The 6,043-nt window shown below is 56.3% G+C and carries 3 rRNA genes; all 3 read right to left on the reverse strand.

The window, feature by feature from the left end:
• Positions 1-51: 51 nt before the first annotated feature.
• Positions 52-168, reverse strand: a 5S ribosomal RNA gene (rrf, locus tag J1M37_RS11050).
• Positions 169-360: 192 nt separating this feature from the next.
• A 23S ribosomal RNA gene (locus tag J1M37_RS11055) occupies positions 361-3,452 on the reverse strand.
• A 439-nt stretch (positions 3,453-3,891) separates the two neighbouring features.
• A 16S ribosomal RNA gene (locus J1M37_RS11060) occupies positions 3,892-5,414 on the reverse strand.
• The 16S, 23S and 5S rRNA genes sit together here, the layout of an rRNA operon.
• Positions 5,415-6,043: the final 629 nt, after the last annotated feature.

Genomic DNA, 6,043 nt, shown 5'->3' on the forward strand with positions numbered 1-6,043 from the left:
AATGCGGGAAGGGCCTCGCACCCAACGGTGCGAGGCCCTCCCTCAAAGAATGTCCGGCGGCGACCTACTCTCCCACAACCTCCCGGCTGCAGTACCATCGGCGCTGTGGGCCTTAGCTTCCGGGTTCGGAATGGAACCGGGCGTTTCCCCCACGCTATGACCGCCGTAACCCTAACCCCACACCACCACCCTCAACACGGGCAACAGCAGGGAAACCTACGGGTCACACAACAGTGACACTATTCAACTCAAAACACCTCAACCACCCACCAACAAGCAGACAGCCGGTTGCAATCAGACAACCGCACAGTGGACGCGAACACCCACCCATCACCTTGAAGCAAGCAATAGGATAAGAGTGTGTGTAAGTCATCGGCCTATTAGTACTGGTCAGCTTCACGAGTCTTCAGTCCTCGCTTCCACATCCAGCCTATCAACCCAGTGTTCTAGCTGGGGGCCTCACACCCTCAAAGGGGCAAGGAAATCTCATCTCGAAGCCGGCTTCCCGCTTAGATGCTTTCAGCGGTTATCCATCCCGAACGTAGCTAATCAGCCATGCACCTGGCGGTACAACTGACATACCAGAGGTTCGTCCGTCCCGGTCCTCTCGTACTAAGGACAGACCTTCTCAAATTTCCAACGCGCGCAGAGGATAGGGACCGAACTGTCTCACGACGTTCTGAACCCAGCTCGCGTACCGCTTTAATGGGCGAACAGCCCAACCCTTGGGACCTACTCCAGCCCCAGGATGCGACGAGCCGACATCGAGGTGCCAAACCATGCCGTCGATATGGACTCTTGGGCAAGATCAGCCTGTTATCCCCGAGGTACCTTTTATCCGTTGAGCGACGGCCGTTCCACAACGAGCCGCCGGATCACTAGTCCCGACTTTCGTCCCTGCTCGAGCTGCCACTCTCACAGTCAAGCTCCCTTGTGCACTTGCACTCGACACCTGATTGCCAACCAGGCTGAGGGAACCTTTGGGCGCCTCCGTTACATTTTGGGAGGCAACCGCCCCAGTTAAACTACCCATCAGGCACTGTCCCTGACCCGGATCACGGGCCGAAGTTAGATATCCAGAGTGACCAGAGTGGTATTTCAACGATGACTCCACGAACACTGGCGTGCCCGCTTCACAGTCTCCCACCTATCCTACACAAGTCACACCGAATACCAATACCAAACTATAGTAAAGGTCACGGGGTCTTTCCGTCCTTCTGCGCGTAACGAGCATCTTTACTCGTAATGCAATTTCGCCGAGTTCATGGTTGAGACAGCGGGGAAGTCGTTACTCCATTCGTGCAGGTCGGAACTTACCCGACAAGGAATTTCGCTACCTTAGGATGGTTATAGTTACCACCGCCGTTTACTGGGGCTTAAGTTCTCCGCTTCGCCGAAGCTAACAGGTCCCCTTAACCTTCCAGCACCGGGCAGGAGTCAGTCCATATACATCGTCTTACGACTTCGCATGGACCTGTGTTTTTGATAAACAGTCGCTTCCCCCTGGTCTCTGCGGCCCCGATCCCCTCACACCAGCACGTGGTGCTCAAGGTTGGGGCCCCCCTTCTCCCGAAGTTACGGGGGCATTTTGCCGAGTTCCTTAACCATGATTCTCTCGATCGCCTTAGTATTCTCTACCTGACCACCTGTGTCGGTTTAGGGTACGGGCAGTTTGAACCTCGCGCCGATGCTTTTCTAGGCAGCATAGGATCACCGGATCACCCACCATGTGGGCGCCCATCAGGTCTCAGGCATACAGCCGGCGGATTTACCTACCGGCAGCCCTACACCCTTAGACCAGGTCATTTCCATTGCCCGGCCCGGCTACCTTCCTGCGTCACACCTGTTAATGCGCTTGCCTCCCCGGTTCAGGTCCCGCGCTCCCCACCACCGTCCCCGTCAAAGACGGGGTTCGGGATGGTTCGGGCGGTTAGTATCACCGGCTCAGCATGGGCGGTTCTTCACTGGTACGGGAATATCAACCCGTTGTCCATCGACTACGCCTGTCGGCCTCGCCTTAGGTCCCGACTTACCCAGGGCAGATTAGCTTGACCCTGGAACCCTTAGTCATCCGGCGGACGGGTTTCTCACCCGTCTTTCGCTACTCATGCCTGCATTCTCACTCGTCCACAATCCACCAGAAGTTACCCGCTGGCTTCACCTCGTGAACGACGCTCCCCTACCCATCCAGCAAAACTGAATGCCACGGTTTCGGCGGTGTACTTGAGCCCCGCTACATTGTCGGCGCGGAATCACTTGACCAGTGAGCTATTACGCACTCTTTCAAGGGTGGCTGCTTCTAAGCCAACCTCCTGGTTGTCTCAGCAACTCCACATCCTTTCCCACTTAGCACACGCTTAGGGGCCTTAACCGGTGGTCTGGGCTGTTTCCCTCTCGACTATGAAGCTTATCCCCCACAGTCTCACTGCCACGCTCTCACTTCCCGGCATTCGGAGTTTGGCTGAAGTCAGTAACCTTGTAGGGCCCATCGTCCATCCAGTAGCTCTACCTCCGGGAAGAAACACGTGACGCTGCACCTAAATGCATTTCGGGGAGAACCAGCTATCACGGAGTTTGATTGGCCTTTCACCCCTACCCACAGCTCATCCCCTCCATTTTCAACTGAAGTGGGTTCGGTCCTCCACGCGCTCTTACACGCGCTTCAACCTGGCCATGGGTAGATCACTCCGCTTCGGGTCTAGGACACGCGACTCAATCGCCCTATTCAGACTCGCTTTCGCTACGGCTTCCCCACACGGGTTAACCTCGCCACGTATCACTAACTCGCAGGCTCATTCTTCAAAAGGCACGCTGTCACCCCACAAGGAGGCTCCAACGGTTTGTAGGCACATGGTTTCAGGTACTATTTCACTCCCCTCCCGGGGTACTTTTCACCATTCCCTCACGGTACTGATCCGCTATCGGTCAACAGGTAGTATTCAGGCTTACCAGGTGGTCCTGGCAGATTCACACGGGATTCCTCGGGCCCCGTGCTACTCGGGCCACCCTCCAACAGCGGCGGAACACATTTCGACTACGGGACTCTCACCCTCTACGGTCCAGCATCCACACTGGTTCGTCTATATGCCCGCACCTCACTGCGCCATGCCGGCAGACATGACAAGGAGGGGCCCACAACACCGCACATGCAACCCCTGCCGGGTATCACACACATACGGTTTAGCCCCATCCGCGTTCGCTCGCCACTACTAACGGAATCACTTTTGTTTTCTCTTCCTGTGGGTACTGAGATGTTTCACTTCCCCACGTTCCCTCCACCCGGTCTATGTGTTCAACCGGGGGTCACACGACACGTCGTGCGGGGTTTCCCCATTCGGAAATCCTGGTCTCAACGTCCGGTTATCGACTCCACCAGGCTTATCGCAGATTCCCACGTCCTTCTTCGGCTCCTGTTGCCAAGGCATCCACCATGCGCCCTTGGAAACTTTCACACACAATGAAAGTCCTCAAATGAGCAATATCTAACTAAGATGTCATTCTCGGCGTCACCACACCTCACACACCACCCCAGGGGGGACAGTGCGATCAACGATGCAGCAACAAAAAAAATAAGATGCTCGCGTCCACTATGCAGTTCTCAAACAACAACCCACACCCCATCCACCAACCCTCAAGGCCAGCTTCACAAGGCACGGAGACCAGAAACAACAACCCCAACCCTCACAGGTCAGGGCACCTGCTGTTCCAGGACCCAACAGTGTGCCAACACCAGCTCGCAGCCACCAACACCACCCATTCCAACCACACCCGCAAAGGCATGACGTACTCGAGCACTGCCGGCACCACCACTGGCACCATTCATTGATGTTCCACCCATGAGCAACCCGCCATCACACACGCGGTGATGCAACGGGCACTAATGCTCCTTAGAAAGGAGGTGATCCAGCCGCACCTTCCGGTACGGCTACCTTGTTACGACTTAGTCCCAATCGCTGGTCCCACCTTCGACGGCTCCCCCCACAAGGGTTAGGCCACCGGCTTCGGGTGTTACCGACTTTCGTGACTTGACGGGCGGTGTGTACAAGGCCCGGGAACGTATTCACCGCAGCGTTGCTGATCTGCGATTACTAGCGACTCCGACTTCATGGGGTCGAGTTGCAGACCCCAATCCGAACTGAGACCGGCTTTTTGGGATTAGCTCCACCTCACAGTATCGCAACCCATTGTACCGGCCATTGTAGCATGCGTGAAGCCCAAGACATAAGGGGCATGATGATTTGACGTCGTCCTCACCTTCCTCCGAGTTGACCCCGGCAGTCTCCCATGAGTCCCCACCATTACGTGCTGGCAACATGGAACGAGGGTTGCGCTCGTTGCGGGACTTAACCCAACATCTCACGACACGAGCTGACGACAACCATGCACCACCTGTGAACCCGCCCCAAAGGGGAAACCGTATCTCTACGGCGATCGAGAACATGTCAAGCCTTGGTAAGGTTCTTCGCGTTGCATCGAATTAATCCGCATGCTCCGCCGCTTGTGCGGGCCCCCGTCAATTCCTTTGAGTTTTAGCCTTGCGGCCGTACTCCCCAGGCGGGGCACTTAATGCGTTAGCTGCGGCGCGGAAACCGTGGAATGGTCCCCACACCTAGTGCCCAACGTTTACGGCATGGACTACCAGGGTATCTAATCCTGTTCGCTCCCCATGCTTTCGCTCCTCAGCGTCAGTTACAGCCCAGAGACCTGCCTTCGCCATCGGTGTTCCTCCTGATATCTGCGCATTCCACCGCTACACCAGGAATTCCAGTCTCCCCTACTGCACTCTAGTCTGCCCGTACCCACCGCAGATCCGGGGTTAAGCCCCGGACTTTCACGACAGACGCGACAAACCGCCTACGAGCTCTTTACGCCCAATAATTCCGGATAACGCTCGCACCCTACGTATTACCGCGGCTGCTGGCACGTAGTTAGCCGGTGCTTCTTCTGCAGGTACCGTCACTTTCGCTTCTTCCCTACTGAAAGAGGTTTACAACCCGAAGGCCGTCATCCCTCACGCGGCGTCGCTGCATCAGGCTTGCGCCCATTGTGCAATATTCCCCACTGCTGCCTCCCGTAGGAGTCTGGGCCGTGTCTCAGTCCCAGTGTGGCCGGTCACCCTCTCAGGCCGGCTACCCGTCGTCGCCTTGGTGAGCCATTACCTCACCAACAAGCTGATAGGCCGCGAGTCCATCCAAAACCGATAAATCTTTCCAACACCCACCATGCGGTAGGCGCTCATATCCGGTATTAGACCCAGTTTCCCAGGCTTATCCCAGAGTTAAGGGCAGGTTACTCACGTGTTACTCACCCGTTCGCCACTAATCCACCCAGCAAGCTGGGCTTCATCGTTCGACTTGCATGTGTTAAGCACGCCGCCAGCGTTCATCCTGAGCCAGGATCAAACTCTCCGTAAAAAATTACAGAACAACACCGTGGCAGCCGGAAATAACCACCACGACATCCATTCAATACCTGGCAGACCATCACCACACCACGGGGGTGGCAGGCGATGATCAACCAATATGTGTTAAAACAATTGGCATCAACAAACTTGGCACACTATTGAGTTCTCAAACAACAGGCGCTTCCAGCTTCAGCGACCCGCTCCGCGGGCCGTTTCGCTCTGGAGCAACTTCTCCATCCTAGACCATCCGTTTCGACCGTGTCAACTCCGTGTCCGAAGCATTCACCGTCTGTTCACATGGCCGGGCTAGAAAACCTTACCACGCGATCCGACCATGTCAACTCCGCTTCCGCAGGGCCAGACACTCACCGGACCATCCACGTGGAAGGCCTTGAAAAGCTTACCACATGATTCCCGGCTGTCAAACCAGATCATCTTCTTCAGGAATCCCGACCCGCATCACTGCCGGCCGCGCACCCGGTGAGCACCACCCGCCCTGGACCTGCCATTCTCGGCATGAATCCGCGGATTCTGTGTTCTTCACCCCGCCTCCCGGTCACCCGGTCGGCGTCTTGAGCACGAGATGGAACTCTACACACGAATCCCACCGAACACAAAATCAGGGGTGACACCCGGCGT

It is taken from the genome of Micrococcus sp. KRD012 (assembly GCF_017168555.1).
In the GTDB taxonomy this organism is placed as follows: domain Bacteria; phylum Actinomycetota; class Actinomycetes; order Actinomycetales; family Micrococcaceae; genus Micrococcus; species Micrococcus luteus.